Source organism: Sphingomonas crusticola, assembly GCF_003391115.1.
In the GTDB taxonomy this organism is placed as follows: Bacteria; Pseudomonadota; Alphaproteobacteria; order Sphingomonadales; family Sphingomonadaceae; genus Sphingomonas_I; species Sphingomonas_I crusticola.
On sequence record NZ_QTJP01000001.1, the window covers coordinates 2596548 to 2621350 of the forward strand.

21 protein-coding genes are annotated in these 24803 nt (G+C 65.5%); 13 read left to right on the forward strand and 8 right to left on the reverse strand.

Going from position 1 to position 24803, the window contains the following annotated elements:
* Positions 1-8: 8 nt before the first annotated feature.
* Positions 9-2174: a TonB-dependent receptor gene (locus tag DX905_RS12380; protein ID WP_162875595.1), complete on the reverse strand. Its 2166-nt coding sequence runs from the start codon at positions 2172-2174 to the stop codon at positions 9-11.
* A 152-nt stretch (positions 2175-2326) separates the two neighbouring features.
* On the opposite strand from DX905_RS12380, the gene DX905_RS12385 reads away from it, so the two are divergent.
* From DX905_RS12385 to DX905_RS12430, 10 genes are all read left to right on the forward strand, one after another.
* Entirely contained in the window at positions 2327-2968 is a 642-nt protein-coding gene (locus DX905_RS12385; RefSeq protein WP_116091617.1) for a helix-turn-helix domain-containing protein, read from the forward strand.
* A 60-nt stretch (positions 2969-3028) separates the two neighbouring features.
* The gene (locus DX905_RS12390; protein WP_205412248.1) at positions 3029-4039 is read left to right on the forward strand and encodes a dipeptide epimerase; all 1011 of its coding nucleotides are present in this window, start codon (positions 3029-3031) and stop codon (positions 4037-4039) included.
* A gap of 22 nt (positions 4040-4061) precedes the next feature.
* Positions 4062-5354 carry a peptide MFS transporter gene (locus DX905_RS12395; protein WP_240320838.1) on the forward strand — a complete coding sequence of 431 codons (1293 nt, stop codon included), beginning with the start codon at positions 4062-4064 and terminating at the stop codon, positions 5352-5354.
* Between the two features lie 78 nt (positions 5355-5432).
* A complete protein-coding gene (locus DX905_RS12400; protein ID WP_116091619.1) occupies positions 5433-5942 on the forward strand; it encodes a 2Fe-2S iron-sulfur cluster-binding protein in 510 nt (169 codons plus the stop codon).
* Complete coding sequence (locus DX905_RS12405; RefSeq protein ID WP_116091620.1) at positions 5939-6922, forward strand: FAD binding domain-containing protein; 984 nt, start codon at positions 5939-5941, stop codon at positions 6920-6922. Before DX905_RS12400 ends, DX905_RS12405 begins: the two co-directional genes overlap by 4 nt.
* Positions 6919-9231: a xanthine dehydrogenase family protein molybdopterin-binding subunit gene (locus DX905_RS12410; RefSeq protein WP_205412249.1), complete on the forward strand. Its 2313-nt coding sequence runs from the start codon at positions 6919-6921 to the stop codon at positions 9229-9231. The genes DX905_RS12405 and DX905_RS12410 overlap by 4 nt, the downstream gene beginning before the upstream one ends.
* Before the next feature lie 58 nt (positions 9232-9289).
* Positions 9290-11206, forward strand: coding sequence for a S9 family peptidase (locus DX905_RS12415; protein ID WP_116091621.1), 1917 nt, complete (start codon positions 9290-9292; stop codon positions 11204-11206).
* 171 nt (positions 11207-11377) lie between these two features.
* Positions 11378-11824 carry a cupin domain-containing protein gene (locus tag DX905_RS12420; protein ID WP_116091622.1) on the forward strand — a complete coding sequence of 149 codons (447 nt, stop codon included), beginning with the start codon at positions 11378-11380 and terminating at the stop codon, positions 11822-11824.
* A gap of 14 nt (positions 11825-11838) precedes the next feature.
* A complete protein-coding gene (locus DX905_RS12425; RefSeq protein ID WP_116091623.1) occupies positions 11839-13002 on the forward strand; it encodes a Gfo/Idh/MocA family protein in 1164 nt (387 codons plus the stop codon).
* A gap of 11 nt (positions 13003-13013) precedes the next feature.
* Positions 13014-14381, forward strand: a complete 1368-nt coding sequence (locus tag DX905_RS12430) for a Gfo/Idh/MocA family protein (RefSeq protein ID WP_116091624.1) — start codon at positions 13014-13016, stop codon at positions 14379-14381.
* Positions 14382-14452: 71 nt separating this feature from the next.
* Here the strand turns inward: DX905_RS12430 and DX905_RS12435 are convergent, their stop codons facing one another.
* From DX905_RS12435 to ppk2, 5 genes are all read right to left on the reverse strand, one after another.
* Positions 14453-14803: a murein L,D-transpeptidase gene (locus DX905_RS12435; RefSeq protein WP_116091625.1), complete on the reverse strand. Its 351-nt coding sequence runs from the start codon at positions 14801-14803 to the stop codon at positions 14453-14455.
* Entirely contained in the window at positions 14800-15678 is an 879-nt protein-coding gene (locus tag DX905_RS12440; RefSeq protein WP_116091626.1) for a hypothetical protein, read from the reverse strand. The genes DX905_RS12435 and DX905_RS12440 overlap by 4 nt, the downstream gene beginning before the upstream one ends.
* A gap of 286 nt (positions 15679-15964) precedes the next feature.
* Positions 15965-16225 (reverse strand): hypothetical protein, encoded by a 261-nt coding sequence (locus DX905_RS12445; RefSeq protein WP_116091627.1) that lies wholly within the window; start codon positions 16223-16225, stop codon positions 15965-15967.
* A 40-nt stretch (positions 16226-16265) separates the two neighbouring features.
* Positions 16266-16901 (reverse strand): TMEM175 family protein, encoded by a 636-nt coding sequence (locus DX905_RS12450; RefSeq protein WP_162875596.1) that lies wholly within the window; start codon positions 16899-16901, stop codon positions 16266-16268.
* Positions 16902-16964: 63 nt separating this feature from the next.
* On the reverse strand, positions 16965-17672 hold the full coding sequence (gene ppk2, locus DX905_RS12455) for a polyphosphate kinase 2 (protein WP_240320839.1): 708 nt from the start codon (positions 17670-17672) through the stop codon (positions 16965-16967).
* Positions 17673-17681: 9 nt separating this feature from the next.
* On the opposite strand from ppk2, the gene DX905_RS12460 reads away from it, so the two are divergent.
* The gene (locus DX905_RS12460; RefSeq protein ID WP_162875597.1) at positions 17682-18410 is read left to right on the forward strand and encodes a LuxR C-terminal-related transcriptional regulator; all 729 of its coding nucleotides are present in this window, start codon (positions 17682-17684) and stop codon (positions 18408-18410) included.
* A 9-nt stretch (positions 18411-18419) separates the two neighbouring features.
* On the opposite strand, the gene DX905_RS12465 is transcribed toward DX905_RS12460, so the two are convergent.
* Positions 18420-20075: an alkaline phosphatase family protein gene (locus tag DX905_RS12465; protein WP_116091631.1), complete on the reverse strand. Its 1656-nt coding sequence runs from the start codon at positions 20073-20075 to the stop codon at positions 18420-18422.
* 100 nt (positions 20076-20175) lie between these two features.
* Here DX905_RS12465 and DX905_RS12470 point away from each other — a divergent pair, with 100 nt between their 5' ends.
* The gene (locus tag DX905_RS12470) at positions 20176-21741 is read left to right on the forward strand and encodes an N-acyl-D-amino-acid deacylase family protein (protein WP_240320840.1); all 1566 of its coding nucleotides are present in this window, start codon (positions 20176-20178) and stop codon (positions 21739-21741) included.
* A 20-nt stretch (positions 21742-21761) separates the two neighbouring features.
* Positions 21762-22610: a phytanoyl-CoA dioxygenase family protein gene (locus tag DX905_RS12475; RefSeq protein WP_162875598.1), complete on the forward strand. Its 849-nt coding sequence runs from the start codon at positions 21762-21764 to the stop codon at positions 22608-22610.
* A 102-nt stretch (positions 22611-22712) separates the two neighbouring features.
* On the opposite strand, the gene DX905_RS12480 is transcribed toward DX905_RS12475, so the two are convergent.
* A complete protein-coding gene (locus tag DX905_RS12480; RefSeq protein WP_116091634.1) occupies positions 22713-24746 on the reverse strand; it encodes a S9 family peptidase in 2034 nt (677 codons plus the stop codon).
* Positions 24747-24803: the final 57 nt, after the last annotated feature.

A 24803-nucleotide genomic window follows, 5' to 3' on the forward strand; every position in this document is an offset into this window, starting at 1 on the left:
TACCCCTCTTAGTAACGAACGCCGATCGTCAAGCCGTACGAACGTGGCCTGATTATCGCTGCCGCAAGCGCTCCGTTGGGCGCGGTGCCCGACGTGCCGAGATTGGTGATGCCGCGGCTGTCGGTCAGGTTGCGCGCGAAAGCATCGATACGGAAGCGATCGAACGTGACGCCGGCATGCGCGTCGATCTGGCTGAACGCGCCAAGCTTATATTGGCCGAGCCCGGCATCGAACGCCGACCGGCGCTCGCCGGTATAGCGCCAGCTCACGCCGAACGTCCCCTCTATCGTACCGCTCAGCGGCCGCGAATAATCGGCGCTAAGCGTACCCGAGAAGCGCGGATTATAGGGCAGCCGGTCGCCGTCCAATCCGCCCACCAAAGGCGACGCATCCTCGGTCAGGCGCGCATCGACATAGGAGCCGTTGGCCGAAAGCGTGAGGCCGCGCGTCGGCGTGAGCGTCGAGGTGAACTCGATGCCCTTGCTGCGTGCCTTGCCGCCATTGGTGTTGACGCCGAAGCCGTCGACGCTGGTGAAAAGCTGGATGTCCTTCCAGTCGATGTAGAAGCCGGTCAGCTCGACCGTGAGCAGACGGTCGATCAGTTCGGCCTTCACACCCGCCTCGTAATTGGTGGTGGTGTCGGCACCGAACTGCCGCGGCACGCTGTCCGGCGACAGCGGCGGCAAGGCGTTCGGCCCCCCCGGGCGATAGCCGCGCGCGACGCGCAGGTAGAAGGTGGTGTGGTCGTTCGGCTTGAACGCCGGTGCGATCGAGTAGGTGAAGACATTGTCGCTCGACACGCCCGTAATCGAGCTGTCGCCCGCCAGCGGGCCCGAGGTTTCCTGCAGCGTGGTCTGGCGATTGTGGCTGTAGCGCCCACCGACCGTCAGATCGAACTGGCGGGAGAAATGATAGGTGACGTTACCGAAGCCGGCATATTCGCGATAACGCGAACCGACGGTGGCGAGCGCGAGCGGCGACAGAGCAGCGACCTCTGCGCCGGTCCCTGCGTCGACCGCATTCAATGCCTGATCGATCAGGTTGCGCTCGCGCGTGTAGAAAGCGCCGAGCGTCCATTCCAGCTTGTTCTTGCCGGAGGAGGTGAGGCGCACCTCCTCGGTGAAACGCCGTTGCGTCACGTTCTGATCGAGCGAGGCGCCCAGCGGCTGCCCAAAGATGCCGGTCAGCAGCGGGCCGTACAGGCCGCTGGGGTCCTGGACCTGCGCTTGGTCGAGCGTTCCCCAGCTCGACGAGGCGACGAGGTTCACCGGTCCGAAATCATAATCCACCGTGCCGTTGTAGATCCGGTATTTCATGTTGTTCGGCTCGGCGACGGTGCGGCTATGCTCATATTTGCCCAGCACCGGCCGCAGCGTGACCGCATCGACGTCGATCGTGTTCGTGCCGTTGCTGTAGAGGTTCTGGAACACGGCCGTGCCGCGGATGGTGAGGTCGTCGGTCGGCCGCACGAGCCCGCTGATGCGCCCGCCATAGGTCTTGCCGTCATTGACGTCGGAGCCGAACCGCGCGTCATCGATATAGCCGGGATCGTGCCGGTAGAAACCGCTGGCGCGGATTGCCGCGGCGCTGCCGAGCGGCAGGTTGACCGCCGCGCGGCCGGACCAGCCGGTGCTGCCGTGATCGACATTCTCGACGCCGCCCTCCGCTGCATAATGAACCGCGTCGGTCTGCGGTGCGATCGTCACATATTTGACGAGGCCGCCGAGCGAATTGGCACCGTAAAGCGTGCCTTGCGGGCCGCGCAGCACCTCGACCCGCTGCAGGTCGAACGGATCGATATCCGGCGTCAGGATCGCGCCGTTGGCGAGCGCCGTGGCCGATCCGTAAGGCGTCTCGTCGACATAGGTCGCGACGGTCGCGCCGACACCCCCGGTGTTGATGCCGCGCAGGATGAGTCGCGTCTGGCCCGCCTGATCTTCGACGAAGCTCGCGCTCGGGATGCGGGTGAAATAATCGGCGAAGCGCTCGGCATGAACGGCGGTCAATGCCTGCGCCGACAGCACGGATACCGACTGCGGAACATCGAGCAGTCGTTGCTCGCGCTTCTGCGCGGTGACGATGATTTCGTCCTGGTTATTATTGGCGCTGTCACTTGCTGCCTGCGCCTGCGCGTAAGCGGGGGATATGAAAGCAACCACAGCCCCGGTTGCCATCAGCCAAGCCTTGGATCGGGAAATCATTTTACTAACCCCTTTAATCATGACGGCATAATGACTCATGTTTCAAACATAGCAACTGGTTTCTGATTCATCGCCCGTGTTCCATTCCGGGAATCCGTACGCTATGCGTGCCGCGAGGGGAGCCGATGAAGAAAAATGCCGGAAACACGTCGCATCCCGGGCTGACGCTGCGCGCGGCCAGGGTCGAGCAGGGGCTCACGCTCCGGGCGCTGGCGGCGCGGATCGGCTTGCCATTCTCGACTTTGTCGAAGCTCGAAAACGGCAAAATGGCGGTCACCTACGACAAGCTCGTGCGACTCGCGCAAGGGCTCGGCGTCGATATCGGCACGTTGCTCTCGAACACCCCGCCGGCCGAAACGCCCCCGCCCGGTATCGGCCGCCGCAGCATCCTGCGCGCCGACGGAATGCGCGCAATCTCAGAGCATCATTCGCATTTCTATCCGGCGTCCGAGCTGCTCGGCAAGATGATGGTGCCGATCATCATCGACGTGAAGGCGCGCAGCGTCGAGGAATTGGGCGGCCTGGTTCGCCATGGCGGCGAAGAATATCTCTACATCCTCACCGGCGCGATGGAGCTGCATTCCGATCTCTACGCGCCGCTGCCGCTCGCGGCGGGCGATTCCTGCTATTTCGACAGCGGCATGGCGCATGGCTATGTCCGCACCAGCGACGGTCCATGCCGCGTGCTCTCGGTCTGTGCCGGATCCGGCATCCAGCGCCTCGCGCAGACCACCGATCCCCAGTGGAATTCCGAACATCGCGAGTAAAGCTGGGGACACATGTTTCTCCAGTTGAAACATGGTTCGGCCTGTGGGATGTTGATGGTCATGGCCACCACATCGCGCACCGCGCTCACCCTCCGTCACCGCTGCGATCCGATGCGGATGAAGGAACCGTTCCGCATCTCGGGCTATCTGTTCGAAGGTATTCCCGCGGTCATCGCCACGCTCGGCGACGGGCAATATGAGGGGCGCGGCGAGGCGGCAGGCGTCTATTATCTCAACGACGATCCCGCCCACATGGCGAGCGAGATCGAGCGTGTCCGCGGCGCGATCGAGGATGGTGTCGACCGCCGCGAGCTGCAGGAGCTGCTGCCCGCGGGCGGTGCACGCAACGCGCTCGACTGCGCCTTCTGGGAGCTCGAATCCTTTCAGCAGCAGCGGCCGGTATGGGAGCTGGCCGGCGTCAGCCCGCCCCGTCAGCTCGTGACCACCTTCACGCTTCCCGCCGAAGACCCGGCCTATCTGCGCGCACGGCTGCCCGGCTTCGCGCATGCCAAGGCGATCAAGCTCAAGCTCGCCGGCGATCTGGCGGCGGACACCGCCCGGGTCGAGACGGTGCGCAAGGCGCGGCCCGACGCCTGGATCGGCGTCGATGCCAATCAGGGCTTCGCCAGCGACGATCTCGATGCGCTCGTCGCCATGCTGGTCGCGCAGCGCGTGAGCTTGCTCGAGCAGCCGCTTCGCCGCGGCGATGAGCAGGCGCTCGCGGGCTGGCGCTCGCCGATCCCGGTCGCCGCGGACGAAAGCATCCTTTCCCTCGCCGAACTGGAGACGTTGGGGCATCTCTTCCAGGTGATGAACATCAAGCTCGATAAGTGCGGCGGGCTGACCGAGGCGCTGGAGATCGCCGCGCTGGCCAAGCGCATGGGCATGCAGGTCATGGTCGGCAACATGGCCGGTTCGACCCTGTCGACCGCGCCGGCCTTCGTGGTCGCGCAATTGTGCGACCTCGTCGACCTCGACGGCCCGTCCTCGCTCGCCAACGATCCGCTCGCGGAAAAAATCTACGATGATGGAATGGTGATGGTGCCGGCCGAATTTTGGGGCCATGCATGATATTGGCGGGCGGGGGACGACGGTGAATTCGAATTCGGCCAGCGTTCCAACCGCCACGCCGAAGCGCTTGTTCGGCCATCCCCCCGGTCTCACAATTCTGTTCCTCACGGATATGTGGGCCGAATTCTCCTATTTCGGCCTGCAGGCGCTGCTGGTCTATTACATGACCAGCCAGCTCGGCTTCAGCCAGGGCAAGTCCTCGCTGATTTATGGCATCTATGGCGGGGCGGCCTTCTTCAGCCCCTTCTTCGGTGGCATTATCGCCGACAAATGGCTCGGTCGGACGCGCAGCGTCGTGATCGGCGGGCTGCTGATGATGCTCGGCCATTTCGCCATGGCTTTCCCGGCGTTCCTCTTCCCGGCGCTGGCGCTGGTCGCGCTGGGCAACGGCCTGTTCATGCCGCCGCTGGCGGTGCAGGTCGGCGCGCTTTACGCCGACGACGATCCGCGCAAGGCGCATGCTTTCAGCGCTTATTATATGGGCATCAACCTCGGCGGTCTGCTCGCCCCTTTGGTGTGCGGCTCGTTGGGCGAATTGCTCGGCTGGCATTGGGGCTTCGGCGCGGCCGGGGTCGGCATGTTCTTCGGGCTGGTCATCTATCTCGGCTTCAAGCGGCTGCTGCCTCACGATCCCGGCAGGCGCATGCCGGCCGCACCGGGCACGACCAGGGTCCCGATCGACGCGCGTGCCGTCCGCTTGCTGGTCGTGCTGGTGGCGGTCGTGATCCTGTTCCGCATCGCCTATGAGCAGAGCGGCAACGTCATCGCCTTGTGGGTGCGCGACCAGACCGACCGATCGATGTTCGGCGGCGCGCTGACCATTCCGGCGACATGGTTCCAGGCGATCAATCCGCTGCTGATCATCCTGTTTACGCCGTTGCTGATCCATTATTGGGGCAAGAAACCGCACAGCGGCACCGCCGCCCTGCTGCTGCGCCGGATGAGTTTCGGCTGCATGATCGCGGGCGGCTCGATGCTGGTGATGGTCGCCGCGGCGATCGTCAACGCGCGCACCGGTCAGCCGGTCGGCGCCTGGTGGGTGCTGCTTTACTTCCTGCTGCTGACGATGGGCGAGCTGCTCGTCATCCCGGTCGGATTGACCTTGGTCAACCTGCTGTCGCCCGCCGGATTCGCCGCGACCGCGATGGGCGCCTGGTACATCGCCAAATTCCTCGGCAGCGTGCTGGCGGGCGTGATGGGGTCCTATTGGGGCGCGATCCCGCCCGCCTTGTTCTTCGGCCTGGGCGCCGGCTCGGTGCTGCTGGCGGCAGTGATATTGCGCCTGATGGGGTCGGTCGAGCAACGGCGCGGATGAAGCGTGGCGGCGCTGCTTGGCAGGTTCGCTAAACCGGCTTAGATCGATGGTCGGGGGGTCTCTGGAAACGAGGCCAGGATGCTTTTCACGATCAACGGCCGGGCGATCGACGTATCCGCCGATATCCGCACGTCGCTGCTCGATCTGCTGCGCGAACATCTGCACCTGACGGGTACCAAGAAGGGCTGCGATCAGGGTGCGTGCGGCGCGTGCACGGTGCTGGTCGACGGGCAGCGGATCAATTCCTGCTTCGCGCTGGCGGTGCAATATCAGGGGCGTGAGATCGTTACGATCGAGGGGCTCGGCGCGGCTGACGCGCTGCATCCGCTGCAGAGCGCGTTCATCGAGCATGACGGCTTCCAGTGCGGCTATTGCACGCCGGGACAGATCTGCTCCGCGATCGGCATGGCCGCCGAATGGAAGGAGGGCGTACCGAGCGCCGTCACCGCCGACCTGAACGCCCCCCGGCACGATCTCTCGCATGACGAGCTGCGCGAGCGCATGAGCGGCAATCTGTGCCGCTGCGGCGCGCATAACGGCATCATCGCCGCGATCCGCGAGACCCTGGTGGCGGAGACGGCGGCATGATCGAGTTCCGCTATGATCGCGCCGCCGACGTCGGTTCCGCGCTCGCGCTGATGTCGCCCGGCGCCAAATATCTCGCCGGTGGTACCAACCTCGTCGATCTGATGCGCGAAACGGTCGAGGCCCCGCGTGCGCTCGTCGATGTCAGTCAGCTGTCCGGCGCGATCGAGGAGCAGCCGGACGGGGGTCTTCGGATCGGCGCGGGCGTCAAGAATACCGCCGTCGCGGCGCACCCGCTGGTGCGCGCCCGCTATCCGCTCCTATCGCGCGCGATCCTTGCCGGCGCCTCCGCCCAGATCCGCAATATGGCCAGCGTCGGCGGCAACATCCTGCAGCGCACCCGCTGCTATTATTTCTATGACGTCGCCGCGCGCTGCAACAAGCGCGTGCCGGGCTCGGGCTGTGACGCGATCGACGGGTTCAACCGTATCCATGCCATCCTCGGCGCTTCGCCCGATTGCGTCGCGACCCATCCCTCGGACATGTGCGTTGCCCTCGCCGCGCTCGATGCCGACGTCGAAATCGAAGGGGCAGGGGGTAAGCGCAGCATCCGGCTCACCGATCTGCTGCGCCTGCCCGGGGGACGGCCCGATATCGAGACCGAATTGCAGCCTGGCGAATTGATCACGGCCGTGATCGTGCCGCCTCTCGCCTTTGCGGCGAACCATTCGACCTACCGCAAGGTGCGTGACCGGGCCTCTTATGCCTTCGCCTTGGTCTCCGTTGCAGCCGCGATAGATCTCGACGGCGGCACCATCCGCGATGTCCGCATCGCGCTCGGCGGAGTCGCGCACAAGCCCTGGCGCGCGCTCGCGGCGGAAGAGGCGTTGCAGGGGCAAGCAGCCAGTCCGGCGCTGTTCCGCGCGGCGGCCGAGGCCGAGCTGCGCGACGCCGCGCCGCTGCGCGACAATGGCTTCAAGGTCGAACTGGCGAAGCGGACGATCGTCGCCGTCCTTGGCGAACTGACTGGAGAAGCGGCATGAGCGTTATCCAGGACAAGCTCCAGACGGTCATGAAGAAGGCGTTGGCTTTGGCGCCGGACAGCTGGATTCCCGGTGGCAATCCCGATCCGCTCATCCGCCACCAGCACGGCCTGGTCGGCGCCCCGGTCTCGCGCATCGACGGGCCGCAGAAGGTGCGTGGCGCCGCCCAGTTCGCGGCGGAATTCCCGCTTGAGAATATGGCCTATGCCGCGCTGGCCTACAGCACGATCGCGAAAGGCCGGATCGCGACGCTGGATACGCACGCGGCGGAACATGCGCCCGGCGTGCTGCTGGTGATGACGCACCGCAATGCGCCGCCGATGAAGCCCGCCCCGGTGTTCATGAGCGCGCCCAAGGCGGCGGGCGGCGACGATCTTCCGGTGATGCAGGATGACAGCATCAGCTGGAACGGTCAGCCGATCGCAATCGTCCTCGCCGAAACGCAGGAGCAGGCGGATCATGCGGCATCTCTGATCCGTGCGACCTATGAGGCGGTGCCCGCAACCACCTCCTTTGCTGCGGCAAAGGCCAAGGGCATGAAGCCCGCAAATTTCGGCGGCCAGCCGCTGCAGACCGTGATCGGCGATGCCGAAACCGCGCTCGCCGACGCGCCGCACAAGATCGACGTCGTCTATACCACCCCGCGCCACAACCATAATGCGATCGAGCTGCATGCGGCGACCCTGATGTGGCAGGGCGACGAGCTGATCGTGCACGACGCCTCCCAGCTGGTCGCGCACGAGGCCTATACGCTTGCCGAGGTTTTCGGTCTCGACGAGAAGCAGGTCCACGTCACCTCGCCTTATGTCGGCGGCGGCTTCGGCGGCAAATGCCTGTGGGATCACCAGATCTTGGCGGCAGCGGCAGCGCGTATCGCCCAGCGGCCGGTGCGCATCATGCTGTCGCGCGAAGGTGTCTATCGCGTCGTCGGCGGCCGCACCGTGACCGAGCAACGCGTCGCGATCGGCGCGCAGGCCGATGGGCGTTTCGACGCGCTGATCCACACCGGCGCGGTCGTCTCGGGCGAGCATAACAATATGCCGGAGCCGCTCATCCTCGCGACGCGCGGCGCTTATGCCGCCGCGAGCATGAAGCTGGATGTCGAGGTGGCGACGATGGACATGCTCGCCAACACCTTCATGCGCGCGCCGGGTGAAGCGGTCGGCACGTTCGGGCTGGAATGCGCGGTCGACGAACTGGCCGAGCAACTCGGCATCGATCCGATCATACTCCGCGAGCGCAACGAGCCGGACAAGGATCCGACCACCGGCCTGCCATTCTCGTCGCGCAATATCGTCGAGGCTTATCGCGCCGGCGCCGAACGCTTCGGCTGGAGCAAGCGCGGCAAGCCTGGCCAGCGCCGCGAAGGCGAGTGGCTCGTCGGCATGGGCTGCGCCACGTCCACCTATCCTTATTATCGCATGCCCGGCGGGGCGGCGCGCATCTCGCTGGCGAAGGACGGCCACGTCACCGTCTCGATCGCCGCCCACGAAATGGGCATGGGTACCTCGACCGCCCAGAGCCAGGTGATCGCCGAACGGCTTGGGCTGGGTATGGATCAGGTGACGTTCGCTTATGGCGATTCGGACCTGCCCGGCGTCGTGCTTGCCGGTGGCTCGCAACAGAGCGCGTCGATCGGCGCCTCCGTCATCGCCGCCCACCGTGCGCTGGTGACCGAATTGCTGAAGCTGGCTGGCAATGATTCACCTTTGGCCGGGCTCAAGCCCGACGAGGTCGGGGGGCTCAATGCCGGTCTGTGCAAGCTCGATCAGCCCGAGCTTTGCGAAAGCTATGCCTCGATCCTGGCGCGCGCACAGCGTGACGAGGTAACGGTCGAAGCCAGCGCGCCGCCGCCGCTCGAACTGATGCACTGGTCGATGCATTCGCACGGCGCGATGTTCTGCGAGGTGCGGGTCAATGCCGTAACCGGTGAGACCCGCGTCAGCCGCTTCCTCGGTTCATTCGATTGCGGGCGCATCCTCAACGCCAAGACCGCCGCCAGCCAGTTCCGCGGCGGCATCATCATGGGCCTCGGGCTGGCGCTGATGGAGGAGACACTGTTCGACGAACGCACCGGGCGGATCATGAACCCAAGCCTCGCCGAATATCATGTGCCCGTGCATCTCGATGTGCCGGAGATCGAGGTGATGTGGACCGACATTCCGGATCCGCATGCGCCGATGGGCGCGCGCGGCGTCGGCGAGATCGGCATCACCGGCGTCGGCGCGGCGGTCGCCAATGCGGTCTACAACGCCACCGGCAAGCGCATCCGCGATCTGCCGATCACGCTCGACAAGCTGCTCGGCTGATTTGGCATCTGTCGCGCGAGCCGCTAGGCCGCTGCTTTATTTCAGGAATCTTTCCACGATGCGCATCACCCTGGCCGTCACCCTTGCCGCCGCCGCCGTTCCCGCGCAGGCGGTGCCGGTCCACAAATATGATGCGCTCGTGATGTCGCCCGCTGGCGACGTCGTTGCCGCCATCGAATCGATCGACGAGCCGCTGGCGCATGGCAGGATCGTCGTGCGCAGCGTTGCCGGTGGCCGGGTCCTGCGCACGATCGATCCTTGCGCCAAATGCGCCTATTCCGATCTCATGTTCGGGTCCACCGGGGACCTGGCTTTCCTGAGCCGTGACCGCACGGCCGGGACGGTCGCCCTCAATGTGACCGATGCGACCGTGCGGGTGCGCACGATCGCGACCGTGCGCGGCATCGCCCAGAAGCCACGTTTCGCTCCAGACGGCAAACGGATCGCTGTGCTGGTGACGCTCGACGCCGCCAAGGAAGCCGGCGCGACCGAGGCCGGCGCGCGCCAGGTCGGCGAGATTGGCGAGGCGCCCGACCAACGCCGGATCGCTATATTCAGCATTGCCGGCAAGGTCGCGCCAGACGCCGTCCGTCCAATCTCGCCCGCGGGGCGCTACGTCTATGAATATGATTGGACGCCGGACGGGCGTGGCTTCGTCGCGACCACCGCGCTCGGCAATGGCGACAATAATTGGTGGGTGGCGACGATCGACGCGATCGACGCCGCGTCCGGCGCGGTCCGCCAGATTGCCCGGCCCGCGACCCAGGCCAATTTCCCGCGTGTGTCGCCTGACGGCAAGACGGTCGCTTATATCGGCGGGCTAATGAGCGACTTCGGCTCGGTCGGGGGCGATCTCTGGACGGTGCCGTTCGCGGGCGGGAAGCCCGTCAACATGACGCCCGGCTACAAGGCGAGCGTTACCTCGCTGGTGTGGCTGGCGAGCGGCCTGCGGGCGACGACGCTCGCCGGCGCGGATCAGGCCATTGTCCGCTTCGATCCCCGGAAGAGCGGCGTCGTGCTGTGGAGCGGCCCGGCAAGCTTCGCGGCGGGCGATGCCCGCGTCGCCTTCAGCGCCGATGGCCGCACAGCGGCCACCGTGGTGCAGGATTTCGAACATGCGCCCGCAATCTATGCCGGACCGCTGCAGGCGCCGCGCAAGCTCACCAACGACAATGACGCGCTGCCGGCCGCGGTCACCGCGCGCAGCGTCACCTGGACCAATGGCGGCTTCTCCGTTCAGGGCTGGCTGCTCGCCCCGCGCGGCGTCGATGCGGCCGCCCGGGCCCCGATGATCGTCAACGTCCATGGCGGCCCGGCGGCGGCCAGCACCCCCACGTATATCGGGGGCGAAAGCGTCACCGCCGATCTCGCGCGGGCCGGCTATTATATCTTCCTGCCCAATCCGCGCGGCAGCTACGGCCAGGGTGAGGCTTTCACACTCGCCAATCGGCGCGATTTCGGTGGCGGAGACCTTAAGGACATCCTCGCCGGCATCGACGCGGTGAAGAAGGTCGCGCCGGTGGACGAGGATCGCCTCGGTATGATGGGCGGCAGTTACGGCGGCTTCATGTCGATGTGGGCCAACACCCAGACCAATCGCTTCAAGGGCATCGTCGCCGGCGCCGGCCTGTCCAATTGGATCAGCTATTACGGCACCAACGGCATCGATCAGTGGATGCTGCCCTTCTTCGGCAAGTCGATGTACGACGATCCCAAGGCCTATGCGGATGTATCCGCGATCAACTTCATCAAGCGCGCACGCACACCGACCTTCATCTATGTCGGCGAGCGCGACATCGAGGTGCCGCCAACCCAGTCGGTCGAATATTGGCACGCGCTCAGGGAGATGGGCGTGCCGACCTCGCTCGTCATCTATGCCGACGAAGGCCATCGCATCCGCGACGCCGCCCATGCCGCCGACGTGCGCAAGCGCACCGTCGCCTGGTTCGACAAATATGTGAAGGCCGCGCGGTAGGACGACCCGCCCGGCTTTGTCATTGTGAGGAGCGTAGCGACGAGGCAATCCAAGACCAATGTTCGGACTGGATTGGCCACTGTGCGCGGTTGACGCCTCCTCGTCCCCCGGCGTAGCTCTTCTGAGAGCGCTACCAAAATCGCGAAACGCGACTTGCGCCGGGAGAGGTTTATGCGTTTTACCCGTCGCGATGCGATGATTGCCTGCGCCAGCGTGGCCCTGACCTGCTCGGTCGGCGTCCTGGCACAAGCCGACAAAAGCGTGCTCGGGCCGGCGGTGTTCGACTGGAATGCCTTGCCCGTCACCCCGAACGAGACCGGCTCCGTCCGCGCGGTCGTGCGCCAGCCGACCGCCACGCTTAACGAGCTGGAAATGCACATCACCACGCTTAACCCGGGCGTAGCGTCGCACCCGCCGCACAAGCATCCCAACGAAGAATTGGTGATTATCCGCGAGGGCAATGTCGAAACCTTGTCGGGTGGCGTGTGGAAGCGTGCCGGCCCCGGCTCGATCATCTTCAACGCTTCCAATTCGCTGCATGCGCTGCGCAACGTCGGCTCCACGCCGGCCGTGTATCACGTCATCAACTGGACCAGCGCGACCACGCCCAAGAGCTAACCGGAGAGAGCGTCATGGACCCGATCGACCGCCGTCTTCTTCTCACGGGTGCGGGGATTGCTGGCATCGCCTCGACCTTCGGCGGCGAGCTGCTCGCCCAGACCACGGCCCAGGGCAATGGCATCTCCACCGAAAGCGCACCGCGCGGCCCGGTGGCGCAGGCCAAATATCGCGTGCCGTTCGCCGTCATCGGCCTCGATCACGCGCATATCTATTCGATGACCGACGCGCTGATCCGCGGCGGCGGCGTGCTGACCGCCTTCTACGCCGCCGATCCGGGACAGATCGCCACCTTCCGCAAGCGCTATGGCGACGTGAAGCTTGCGCGCGACGAAGCCGAAATCCTCGAGGACCGGAACATCAAGCTCGTGGCCGGCGCGCCCATTCCCGATCTGCGTGCGCCGCTCGGCGTGCGCGTGATGCGCGCGGGCAAGGATTATCTCAGCGACAAGCCCGCCATCACCACACTCGGCCAGCTCGCGGACGTGCGCCGCGCGATCAAGGAGACCGGCCGCAAGTTCGCGATCATGTATTCCGAACGGCTGGAGGTGCCGGCCGCCGTCATGGCCGGGCAGCTGGTCGATCAGGGCGCGATCGGCAAGGTCGTCCAGACGATCAACATCGCGCCGCACCGCGTCAGCGCGCCGACGCGGCCTGCCTGGTTCTGGGACAAGGCGCGGTACGGCGGCATCCTGACCGACATCGGCAGCCACCAGGCCGATCAGTTCGTCTATTTCACGCGCAGCACGCAGGCGCACGTCGTCGCCTCGCAGACCGGCAACCTCACTTATCCGCAGCATCCCGATTTCGAGGATTTCGGGGACATGACGATGACCGGCAATGGCGGGACAGGCTATGTCCGTGTCGACTGGTTCACGCCTGACGGCCTGCCCACCTGGGGCGACGGGCGGCTCTTCCTGCTCGGTACCGAGGGCTATATCGAGCTGCGCAAATATGTCGATGTCGCCGGACGCCCCGGCGGCAATCACCTGTTCGTCGCCGACAAGAAGGGCGTACGCTACCTCGATTGCAAGAACGTGTTCCTGCCGTTCGGCCCGCAATTCGTCACCGACATCGTCGAGCGCACCTCCGTTGCCCAAGATCAGGCAGGCGCCTTGCTCGCCGCCGAATTGGTACTGACGGCCCAGAAAAATGCCACGCGGCCGGTTTCGGCCTGAGGGAGAGGTTAATGACCCAGCACATCTCGCGCCGCGGCTTGATCAAGGCGGGTGCCGCCGCTGCGGCGGTCGGCTTTCCGGCGATCGTGCCTTCGAGCGTCTTCGGCGCCACGTCGCCCAGCAACCGTCTCAATATCGGCGCGATCGGCGTCGGACGGATCTCGCGCATCCACGACATGCCATCCGTGTGGAAATATGACGACGCGCACATCGTCGCGGTCTGTGATCTCGACACCAAGCGGATCGCGCTCGGCCGGCAACTGGTCGACGAAACCTATGCCAGGAAGACGGGCAAGGCTTATAGCGGTACGCGAGGCTATGCCGATTATCACGAACTGCTCGCCAACAAGGATATCGATGGCGTCCTGATCTCCACGCCCGATCATCAGCATGCGATCGTGGCCGTGCATGCCGTGCGCGCGGGCAAGGACGTCTATCTCCAGAAGCCGGCGTCGCTGACGATCGCCGAAGGCCGCGCGATGGCGGATGCGGTCGCCAAGACCGATCGCATCCTCCAGATCGGCTCGCAGCAGCGCAGCCTCGATCCGTGGCCGCAATTCCACCGTACCTGCGAGCTCGTCCGCAACGGCCGCATCGGCCAGCTTCGCCATGTCGAGATCGGCCTGCCCGGCGACCCGTCCGGGCCGGACGCGACGCCGATGCCGATCCCGCCCAATCTCAATTACGACGCGTGGCTCGGCTCGACGCCGGAAGTCTATTATACCGAGATCCGCGTCCACCCGCAGAACTCGTTCGATCGTCCCGGCTGGCTCCGCCTCGAACAATTTGGCGCGGGCATGATCACCGGCTGGGGCGCGCACCATGTCGACATTGCGCATTGGGGCATGGACATGGAGCATTCGGGTCCGGTCGAAGTGTGGGGCCGCGCCGAATTTCCCAAGAGCGGCCTGTGGAATGTGCATGGTCCGTTCGAGACGCACGCGCGTTATGCCAACGGCGTCACCATGACGATGTCGGGCGCCTTGCCCAACGGCATCAAGTTCATTGGAAGCGAAGGCTCGATCTTCGTCACGCGCGACGGCCCGGTCACGGCGAGCGACCCGTCGGGTCCCAAGATCGATCCGCTGGTGGCGAGCAATCCCAAGATCCTCGACAGCGTGATCGGCCCGAACGAGGTCCATCTCTATCGTAGCCCGGAGCAGCACCGGAATTGGCTGGATTCGATGCGCAGCCGCCAGCCGAACATTTCGCCGGCCGAACTCGGCCACCGCGCCTGCTCGACCTGCCTGGTCCATTCGATCGCAATGCATCTGCCCGACCAGCATCTCGAATGGGATCCGGCAGCGGAGCGCTTCGTCGACAACGATGCCGCCAATGCCCGCCTCAGCCGGCCGATGCGCAAGCCCTATGTGATCTGATCTTCGTGAGCCCCTCCCCTTGACGGGAGGGGCTGAGCCCAGCCCGGGCCTGCAAACCCGAAGGCGCGCCTCTAACCCTCGACCACCAACTCGGCCGTGGAACAACATTCCACCAGCTTGGCATAGGTCTCCGGGGCGATGTTGATGCATCCGCCAGTCACGCCCTGGCGCAGCGCGACCTGGTTCGATTCCAGCCGCTGTAGGCGACGTTCGCGCGGCGAGCCGAGCCATACCCGGTGGATCGCGAACAGATCGTCCGGATCCTCCTTGAACGTCAGCACATCGCCGCCATAGCCCGGTGAAACCACATAACGCTGGGAGAGCTGGTAATGGCCGGGAGGGGTCGTGCTCCCCACTAGGGCCGGATAGCATTGCCCGACGAAGCAGATCGTGGCCAGGCTCAGGCTGACCACGACGCTCATCGACGGATACGCTTCGGGGCGACTTCCATCACGACATTGTGCATCGTGCCGATCTCGCAATCGCGCAGCTGGATCGTGGTGATCATGCGCTGGTTGGAGCTCGACGAGCCCATGCCCGCCTGGCCCCAGCCGCCGCCACCGCCGCCGCCGCCGATCGCGACGTTGCGGTTGCTGGCCACCCCGACGACCGTGGTGAACATGATCACCTGATGCCCGAACAGCCGCTCGTCGCCATTGGCGAGGCGCTCGCGCCGGTAATCCATCACCATGCCATGCTGGTCACGATAGGGTTCCAGATCGTCGGACCATCCCTGATCGACCGATGCATTGCGCAGCAGGCCGATGAAGGTGCCGTTGACCTGCTGGCGCACGATATGCTGCAGCGGTCCGCACGCGGTCGTTTCCTTGATGATATTGCCGATCGCGAGCTGCGACGGCGGCGTCCCCGGAACCACCGGCGGGATAAAGATCGCCTTCGATCGATAGCTGCTATGGTTGGATGCATCGATGCCGCTGTTGCTAGCATCGTTCGCCAGACTGTTATTGCCCGAGGTCGATGTCGTGGCCCCGACCGACGAGTTGCTGCCGGAGACGGCGCCCGCCGCGGCATTGGCCGCCGCTGCGGCGCTCACCGTAATCGGTCCCGTGCTGCTGCTCGAATCCCAGCTGCCGCCATTATCGGCCGTCGCGCCGGTAGGCGTGGTGGGCGTGGTGGGCGTCGTGGGTGTGGTCGGCGTCGATGGCGTGGTCGGCGTCGTTGGGTTTTGCGTGCCGCCCCCCGTGTGGAGCGGCTGGGAGTTACGCGTTGTCGCATGTGCCACGCCCGACAGCAGGCAAAGCGCGGCACCGGCCAGAAGTCTGGTCTTCGAAAGCATGATTTAGAACCAATCTGAATGTAATTGTTAGCGCACAACATTGCAGTGCAGCATAAGGTTCAATAAATATTTTCAATAAAATTAAATAGATGCCAGTTAACAACATAGGTTGCATTTTGCACTTATCGGCGCCGATATCTCGCCAATATGGATCAATAACTTCGGCGTTGTAGAATGTTGGTATGGGCAGGGTTCGTCTCGTCCATGCGAGGCTTGCGGTCCGGTGCGCCAAAAGGACGCCCTCGGCCGCGATGATAGCGCCGTCGCGCTAGGCTGCCCTTCCGCCTTAGCCCGCCGTTCTGACCAGCTCGACGATTTCGAACTGATAGCTTTCCCATCCCCGCGCCGCGGCCGCGTCGGCGGTCGCGCCCCGCTTGCGCTTGGCCTCGGTCAGCGATTTGGTGTGACCCCAGAATACCTCGGTACGTCCGCCATCGAGATATGCGACGATCCGCCAATAATGGGTGAAATCCGTCGCCGTCGGCCCGATGGTCTTGACGTAGCCATCCGCTAGGGTCGCGGTCAGATAATATTTCCTCTTCGCCATTGCGGGAGCCGATTGCCTCTTCGCAGCAGGTGGGTCCAGCCTATCTGCGCCCTTCCCGGATCCGGCCCAGCATCAGCCGCCATAGGGGGATGGTCGCCAGCGCGACCTGCCCCAGCACCGGTATCGCGATGCTGATCAGCATCGCCGTCGCCGCTCCCAGGATCACCGCCAAACCGCGTTCGCGGGTCATGGCAACCAATTCGGGTGAGGCGGTCTCGCCCACCACCGGCGGACTGGTCGCGATCGCCTGCAGCCGCCGATTTAAAATCGCCGCGATCAGCAGCCACGCGCAATAGCAGAAGATCGGGACGCGCATCATCGGATTGGCGCTGGTGAAGGCCGTGAAGAACGGCACGGCCGCGATCGCCGCGAGCAGCATCAGATTGGGCCACACCAGGCGCGGCGAATAATGCGCAGCCAGCGACAGCGTCCGATGATGTCCCGCCCAGAAGAAGCCGATCACGAAGAAGGAAATGAAGAAGCCGATGAAATGCGGCGTGAGCGCGATCAGCGCAGCCCAATAATTCCAGTCCGGCGAGCCACGCGGCAATATCGGGGCGTGGAGCTCGATCACCAGCAACGTGATCACGATCGCGAACACCGCGTCCGAAAAGAAGATTAGCCGCTCGAGACCATGTTCCGGCCCATGCGCCACCGTCGATTCCCTGCCACCCACCCGCTGCCCCCTCAGACCGGTCGGGTTGTTATTGCGATCCGGCGCGCACCCTGTCCACCCGGCTTATGGCGCGAGCCGGCCGTCCGCGATCGCCTCGGGCTCGAACGGGAACAGGATCTTGGGGTCCGGCACGTCGATCGCGGCGACGATATCCGCCGGCGCCACCCGCTGGATCAGATGGCGGATGATGGCGAGGCGGGCCGGCTTCTTGTGGTCGGCGCGCACGCAATGCCACGGCGCGATCGAATTGTGCGTACGCTCCAGCATCGTGTTGCGCGCGGCCGAATATTCCTTCCACTTCTTCTGCGCGACGGTATCCAGATCGGAGACTTTGAGCGCCTTCAGCGGATCGGTGCGGCGCGCATTGAGCCGCTCGGCCTGCTCCTTCTTGGAAATGTCGAGCCACAGCTTCACCAGCGTGATGCCGCTCTCGACCAGCATCCGCTCGAAATCGGGGGCGTCGCGCAGGAATTCGGCCTGCTGCGACGGCGTCGAAAAGCCCATCACCGTCTCGACCCCGGCGCGGTTGTACCAGGAGCGGTTGAAGATCACGAGCTCGCCTGCCGCCGGCAGATGCGCCGCATAACGCTGGAAATACCATTGCGAGGTTTCGCGGTCGGATGGCTTGGGCAGCGCCACCACGCGCGTGTTGCGCGGGCTCAGATGCTCGGTGATGCGCTTGATGCTGCCATCCTTGCCGGCGCCGTCGCGGCCTTCCATCACCAAAATCGTGCGCGCGCCGCTCGCCATCAACGCCTGCTGGGTCCGCACCAGCGCGCATTGGAGTTCGATCAGCTCTTTTTTGTAACCACTCATTCCAGGGGGGTGACCCTTCGCGCGCGGCAAATCAAGGGCGGGGAGGGAAAATGCGCCTCAGCCGCGTTATGGAGAGGCATGAGCAAGCGCCCCCGCGGTCGGCCTCCTTATGCCGATATCCTGACAGCCGCCGAATGGCGCGTCGTCGAGGCGGTGCGTCATGGTGCCACCAACGCCGAGATCGCCGCGCGTCAGGGCGTAAGCCGCGATGCAGTCAAATTTCATATTACCAACGCGCTGCAGAAACTGGGTCTGCAGCGGCGCGCCGAGTTGCGTCACTGGGATGGCGTACGGCGCGACAGCAAGCTTCATCGAAAGGGGGAGCCCATGGCGTCAGACATCAAGCTTGGCCCGCTCGGCCAGGTCGCGCGCAGCGTTCGGAATATCGAGGCGTCGACATCATGGTATCGCGACGTGCTCGGGCTTACCCACCTATATTCCTTTGGAAAGCTCGCTTTCTTGGATTGCGGCGGCCTGCGGCTGTTCCTGTCCGAAGGGGAAGGGGCTGCCGATTCGATCCTCTATTTCCGCGTGCCGGACATCCATGCCGCGCATAAGCAGTTGGCGGACCGCGGTATCGAATTTCTCGATGCGCCGCACATGATCCATCGCCACTCCGACGGGACGGAGGAATGGATGGCTTTCTTCAAGGACGACGAAGGCCGGCCGCTGGCGATCATGGCGCAGGCCTGATCGCTTTGGTCAGCGGCAGGTCGCCGCCACCATTACTAGGCATTTGCCATCGACCTGCGGCGCTGCCACCCCGGTGACCGCCGCCAGCGTCGGCGCGATGTCGACCGTCTCGATCGGCTCTGGGCGCTGCGCGGCCCCAACCCCCGGCCACCAGAACAGGATCGGCACGCGCCGGTCATAATCCCACGGGCTGCCATGGCCCGCGACGCCATCGCCGGGCGCGCGCGGCATGCCGACGCTGGCATATTGCAGCAGCTGCACCTGGATATCGCCGCTGCGCTCCTTGTCGTAGCTTTCGTGGAAGCGCTCCACGATCGAGAGCTGGTCGGCAGTCGTGCCCGGAGCGGGCACCGCCGCCGCGGTCTCGTCGGCGGTGAACACGGCCGCCACCTCGGGCCGTTGCTTGAGCCAGGCGACCGCCGCATCGCGCACCTTCGCCCGCAAGGCCTCGTCGGGGCCGACATTGACGGTCAATTGCTGCGGATCGTCGCCGACGATCGGCTCGAAGGCCAGGCCCAATTGCGTCTTCATCGCATCGTTGAGCGCCTTGACGAACGCGGCCGGATCGATGCGCCGCGCGTCGACGCCATGCTCGCTCGCGCGCTCGGCCGCATCGATGCCGCCATGGTCGGCGGTGAGCGCCACCACATAGGGCACGCCCAGGCTGTCCAGCTTGGCGAGGAATGCCCCCAGAGCCTGGTCGAGCGCCGCCATCTGCACGCACATTTCGGCGCCGCCATTGCCGTAGCGATGGCCGATATAATCGGTCGAGGACAGGCTGACCGCGAGCAGGTCGGTCGCCGGGCCATGGCCGAGCTTGAGCCGATCGATCGTCTGATCCGCGAAGTCGAGCGTCATCGGGTCGAAGATCGGCGAGACGCGCAGCTGATCCTGGAAATCGGCGCTGCCGAGAAAATCGCCGCTCTCGGCGGTGAGCGACAGATCGGGCGGGACCTTGCCCGATATCGCCAGCTTGCCGAACAGATGCGGCTGGGCCAGCGCCTGGCAGGCAGCGGAAACGTCGCTCGGCCACAGCTTCGGCGGCGCGGCTTTCCAGCGCGCGAACAGCGCCTGATCGAACGTCGCCGCCGGCCCGGTGACGTCCGCGGTGGCGGGCCCGGCATAGGATGAGGTGGTGAAGCCGATCCCGTCCTTCCACCAATAGACCGCATCCGCCTTGTGCCCACCCAGCATGATCGCGGCGCGATCCTTGCCGGAGATGGAGACGACGCGGGCCTGCGGCTGTGCCTGCTTGAGCCAGTCGCCGAAGGTCGAAACCCGCAAATTCTGCGGGCCGCGCGCATCCGGATCGGCGGTGCCGCGCACGGCCACGCAATAGACGCTCGATCCGCTCTTCGCGTCGAACCAGCTGTTGGCGACGATACCGGTCGCGGCCGGGTGGCGGCCGGTGAGGATGGTCGAATGGCCGGGGCAGGTCTCGGTCGCGGCATGGCTTTGATAGCCGGTGAAGGCGATGCCGTCGCCGAGCCGCCTGAGCCCGCCGGTGAAGCTTGGGCGATAGCGCTGGAACAACTCGGCCGAGAATTGGTCGACCGCGATCGCCACCACCAATTTGGGCTGGGGCGGCGCGGCCTGGGCTGTCGCGCCCGCCCAATTGCCGGCGGCGAGCCACGCTGCCGCAAACCAAATTCCCAGCCGCGTCATCCACAATCTCCCGGAGAATAAGCCTCGTTCGCGCGACTATGTTGCGGATCGATGACGCTAGCCGTTTTCCATTTTCGCAGCGCGGCCTATGCAGCGCGTCATGACGATCAGAATGCTCGCCTTGCTGGGCGGTTTTTGCGCCGCCTTACTGCCCGCTCACGCTTCGGGCGCGACCGCCGACCTCCTGATCCGCGGCGGAACGATCTATACCGGATCGGATGCGCCGTTTGTCGGCGATGTCGCCGTCAGCGGCGATCGCATCACCGCGGTCGGCCGCCGCTTGAAGGTCCAGGCGCGTCGCACGATCGACGCTGCCGGCAAGATCGTCGCGCCCGGCTTCATCGATCCGCATACCCATATGGGGGGCGATCTTGCGTCGGCCGATTCGCAGAAACGCCTGGTGCCGGCCTTCCTGATGCAGGGCGTGACCACCGCCTTCATCGGCAATGACGGCGGTGGCGCGATCGATGTTGCCAAGGTGCTCGGCAATGCCCGCACCCGTCCGGTGGGCATCAACTACGCCACCTATACCGGCTTCGGCACGATCCGGGAGAAGGTCGTCGGCGAAGCCGATCGCGCGCCGACGACCGCCGAGCTGGCGCGGATGAAGGCGATGGTGGCGGACGCCATGTGCCACGGCGCGCTCGGCCTTTCGACCGGCCTGTTCTATGCGCCGCAAAGCTTCTCCAAGACCGACGAGGTGGTGGCGTTGGCGGCCGAGGCGGCCAGGCGCGGCGGCATTTATGACAGCCACATTCGCGACGAATCCTCCTACACGGTCGGGCTGAAGGCCGCGATCGACGAGGCGATCGCGATCGGACGCGAGGCCCATATCCCGATCCATATCTCGCACATCAAGGCGCTCGGCGTGGACGTGCAGGGTGAGGCGCCGGAGATCATCGCCAGGGTCGAGGCCGCGCAACGCGAGGGCATCGACGTCACCGCCAGCCAATATCCCTGGTCGGCCAGCGGCACGAGCCTGGTCGCCTCGCTCATGCCGCTTTGGGCGCAGGACGGCGGCCGCACCGCTTTGGTCAAGCGGTTCGACGATCCCGCGCTGCAGGGCCGTCTGCGCGCCGGCATCGTCGAGAATCTGCGCAAGCGCGGCGGCCCCGAAAAGCTGCTGATCGTCGAAGGCCCGTTCAGGAACTACACGCTGGCCGAGGTCGCCAGGGCCCATGCGATGGACCCGGTTGCCGCCGCCATCGCCGTGATCCGCATCGCCGATCCCGGCACCGTCTCGTTCAATCAGAGCGAAGGCGATATCGCCGCCTTCATGCGCCGGCCATGGGTGATGACCGATTCCGACGCGTCGACCGGCCATCCCCGCGTCTACGGCACGTTCGCCCGCAAATATGCCAAATATGCCGTCGCCGATCACGTCATCACGGTGCGCGAATTCATCGAACGGAGCTCCGCGCTTACGGCCGACTGGTTCCATCTCGCAGGGCGCGGGCACCTGAAAGCCGGCGCCTTTGCCGACATTGTCGTGTTCGATCCCAGGACCTATGCGGCGCGCGCCACCTATCAGCAGCCGACCTTGCTTGCCGCCGGCGTGCAGACCGTGCTCGTCAACGGCGTGGTCGCGGTTGATCATGGTGCGTTAACCGGCCGTGCGGCAGGGCGCGCCTTGCCGCATCGTCCCACGGCCGGGACGTGCCCTTAAGTCTGTCCCAGGAGATGATCGTGGGTGTTCAACAGCGTATCGACCGACAAGACATCGTCGCCGACTATCGCCGCGACGGTTATGCGATCGTGCGCGGCCTGTTCAGCGCCGACGAAATCGCCGGGATCGGTCTCGCGATCGACCGCGTCCATGCCGAAGGCGTCGCCCATGGCCGCAGTTTCCGCCACGGCAATCTGTTCTACAATGTCGCGCCGGGCGAGCCGCCGCTGGTGCGGATGGCGCAATGGATCGCCTATCACCAGCCGGTGCTCAACGCCGTCCGCCTCGATCCGCGGATAGAGCGGACGCTGGCGCCCCTGATCGGGCACGATCTCAAGCAGATCATCAACCAGATCCACTGGAAGACGCCGGGCGCCAAAGGCGACTTCGCCTGGCACCAGGACAGCCGTTTTCGGCTGCCGGCGGACGCCTATCGCAACCTCGCCACCTCCTACATCCAGACCGGCCTTGCGATCGATCCGCACACGCCCGAATCCGGTTGCATGAAGTTCATCCGCGGCAGCCACCGCCACGGCGATCTCGATCTCGACACGACCGCCGAGGTGCTCGGCAGATCGATGAACGATAATGTGCTGGAGCGGGCCGGCCTGTCCGCCGACGATCTGGTCGAGGTCGTGCTCGATCCCGGCGATTTCGCGTTGTGGAGCCCCTATCTGGTGCACGGATCGGGCGCGAACCATTCCGATCATCAGCGCCGCCTCTACATCAACGGCTACGTCCGCGCCGCCGATTGCGACCGCGGCGAATGGGCCTTCCGCGATGGCGTGCCGGTCCCGTTCGGCCCCGAGCAGGCGCTCGTTCATTACGAAGCGCTGCGCGAGCACCCGGAGCCGCATTACGTCGACTGATCCTTTCCGTTCGCCCTGAGCTTGTCGAAGGGCCGTTCTTCTTGTCCGAAAGAAAGGACAGTGCTTCGACAGGCTCAGCACGAACGGCAATTTTAACGCGTTCTACCGCGCCTTCTTCTCCATCAGCATCTCGCGAAAGAAAGCATCCGTCGCGCAATAGCTCGTCAGCCAATCGGCGTAACGCAGGAAGCCATGCCGCTCGTTGGGAAAGACCAGGTCGCGATACGGAATGCGTCGCGCCGCCAGCTCACGCGCGAGCAGGATCGACTGGCCGAAATCGACATTCTTGTCGTCATCGCCGTGGATCAACAGCACCGGCGAACGCCAGCTGTCGATCGACCCCATCGGCGACGACGACCATTGCAACCGCTGTGCCGCCGCCTGCTGATCGGGCGAGAGGTTGTTCTCGACCGGCCGGACCATCGCATGCACGCCGTGAAAATCGACCCCCGCGGCGAACAGGTCGCTGTTACGCGCGAGCGCCAATGCGGTGAGATATCCGCCCCAGCTGCCACCCCAGATGCCGATCCGCGCCGGATCGACGAAGCTCTGCGCTCCCAGCCAGCGGCCGCCGGCCAGCACGTCGCGATATTCGCTGGCGCCCTCACGCGCGATTGCGGGGGCGTCTCGGAAGGTCCGGCCATAGCCGGTGCCGCTGCGATAATTGACCGACAGCACGTCATAGCCCTCGGCCGCGAAATGCTGGTTGAGGATATAGGCGTTGGAATAATAGCCTGACGGGTGGAAGCCGAGCAGGGTCTGCCGCCGCGGCCCGCCATGGACGAAGATCAACGCGGGGTGCCGCCCCGCGCCCTTGGCCCTGAACAATTGCGCGTGAACCTCTACGCCATCCTCCGCCTTGAACACCACCGGCTGCGGGGTGACGAAGCCGCTCGCCGCGGGCGCCGCGCCAATCGGCGTGAGCTTGCGTCCGGCCAGGGCAGGGAAAGCGGGGTGGGTGGCGTCGGTCGCGGTAACCGCCAGCGTGTCGCCGCCGAACAGCGGATAGGATTCGATGCCATCGCCCTTGGTGAGCGCCTCGGGCGCGCCGCCGCGCAACGGCACGCGCCAGACATGATGGCGGTCCAGGTCGCCGGCATTGGCCGCATAGACCAGGTTCTTGCCATCGGGACTGAGTGTGTAAGTGTCGAGTTCGAACGCGCCCGGCGTGAGCTCACGCGGCCCCCCACCGTTGGGATCGATCGCATAGGCATGGATCCAGCCGCTTGCTTCCCACGGAAAGACGATCGTGCCGTTCGCGCTCCAGAACAGGTTCTGCCCGCGCGTTCCCGCATAGCGCCCGCCGACGCCTTGCGGCGCGGCCCATAACATGCGCGCCGCCCCGGTCGCGGCATCCGCGATCCGCAGCGACCAATAGGGACCGCTGTCGGGCGCGGCACCGGCAGGCGGATCGACCGCGAAAATGAAGGCGATCTGCTGGCCGTCGGGCGAGAAGACCGGCTCGATCGCATCGCCCAGTGCGGCATCGACATAGCGCACCTGGTCCGCGCCGATGTCGAGCAGACCGACCACGCTGTGGCCGCGACGATTGTCGGTGAACAGCAGCCGCGCGCCGTCGGGCGACCATTGCAGATTGCCGACCTCGCCCGCGACTTTGGCAACCCGCCGAGCCTCACCGCCGCGTTGCCACAGATAGAGCGATCCGCGCCGGGTGAAGGCCAGCCGGTCGCCTTGCGGCGAGAAAACCGGGGCATGGCCTTCGCCGATCAGCGTCGCTGCGCTGCCGTCGAGTGCGGTCACGAACAATTGCTGCCTCGGCCACGCCGCCAGGCCGGCGGCGTTCGGCGCATCTTCCTCGTCCGGATATTCCGGGTCGCCGCCGCGCACGAACGCCAGCGTGCCGCCGTCGCGTGTGAACTCCAGATCGTAGATCGGCAGGCCGTCGTCGTCCTTGAAAGCGGTGATCGCGCGCGCCGGCTGGCTCTTGTCCGCGATCCAGATGTTACGGACGCCGGCCTTGTTCTCGACCCAGGCGAAACGCGGCTTGTCCTGCGCACCCACCAGCCCGCCCGCGACTGGCAGCGCCAGCGCTTGTTCCAGCGCATCCGCCGCAGCCGGCTGCGCCAACGCCAATCCCGCCGCGCACAGCGCCAGCTTCCATCCGGTCCAGTCCATCGCCGTCTTCTGAAACCCTGTACCGGCCGGAGCAAGCCATTTGGCCGATTGCTCTTC